The sequence below is a fragment of the Vibrio sp. 1727 genome (assembly GCF_033344415.1).
GTDB classification, from domain to species: Bacteria; Pseudomonadota; Gammaproteobacteria; order Enterobacterales; family Vibrionaceae; genus Vibrio; species Vibrio alginolyticus.
On the sequence record NZ_JAWPOT010000077.1, the window covers coordinates 1 to 1,129 of the forward strand.

The window sequence follows — 1,129 nt, forward strand, 5'->3', positions numbered from 1 at the left end:
TGTCTAAAGAAAAATTTGAACGTACGAAACCGCACGTTAACGTTGGTACTATCGGCCACGTTGACCACGGTAAAACAACTCTAACTGCAGCTATCTGTACTACTCTTGCTAAAGTTTACGGCGGTGTAGCTAAAGACTTCGCATCTATCGATAACGCTCCAGAAGAGCGTGAGCGCGGTATCACAATCGCAACTTCTCACGTTGAGTACGACACTCCATCACGCCACTACGCACACGTTGACTGTCCAGGACACGCTGACTATGTTAAAAACATGATCACTGGTGCTGCACAGATGGACGGTGGTATCCTAGTTGTTGCTGCGACAGATGGCCCAATGCCACAAACTCGTGAGCACATCCTACTAGGCCGTCAGGTTGGTATCCCATACATCATCGTATTCATGAACAAATGTGACATGGTTGACGATGAAGAGCTACTAGAACTAGTAGAAATGGAAGTTCGTGAACTTCTATCTGAATACGATTTCCCAGGTGATGACCTACCAGTTATCCAAGGTTCTGCACTAGGCGCACTAAACGGCGAAGAGCAGTGGGAAGCGAAAATCGTTGAACTAGCAGAAGCTCTAGATACTTACATCCCTGAGCCAGAGCGTGCGGTAGATCAGCCATTCCTAATGCCTATCGAAGACGTATTCTCAATCCAAGGTCGTGGTACAGTAGTAACTGGCCGTATCGAGCGTGGTATCCTAACTGTAGGTGACGAAGTTGCTATCGTAGGTATCAAAGACACTACTACAACTACATGTACTGGTGTTGAGATGTTCCGTAAGCTTCTAGACGAAGGCCGTGCAGGTGAGAACGTTGGTGCACTTCTACGTGGTACTAAGCGTGACGAAGTTGAACGTGGTCAAGTACTAGCTAAGCCTGGTTCAATCACTCCACACACTAAGTTCGAATCAGAAGTATACGTACTGTCTAAAGATGAAGGTGGTCGTCACACTCCATTCTTCAAAGGCTACCGTCCACAGTTCTACTTCCGTACAACTGACGTAACTGGTGACATCCAGCTACCAGACGGCGTAGAAATGGTAATGCCAGGCGACAACGTACAGATGACTGTAGAGCTAATCGCACCAATCGCAATGGACGAAGGTCTACGTTTCGCGAT

General features: G+C 47.3%; 1 protein-coding gene. It reads left to right on the forward strand.

Features of this window, described 5'->3' with window-relative positions:
• Positions 1-1,129 (forward strand): elongation factor Tu (tuf, locus tag R8O10_RS23910; protein WP_017633725.1); only part of this gene is annotated, 1,129 nt, incomplete at both ends.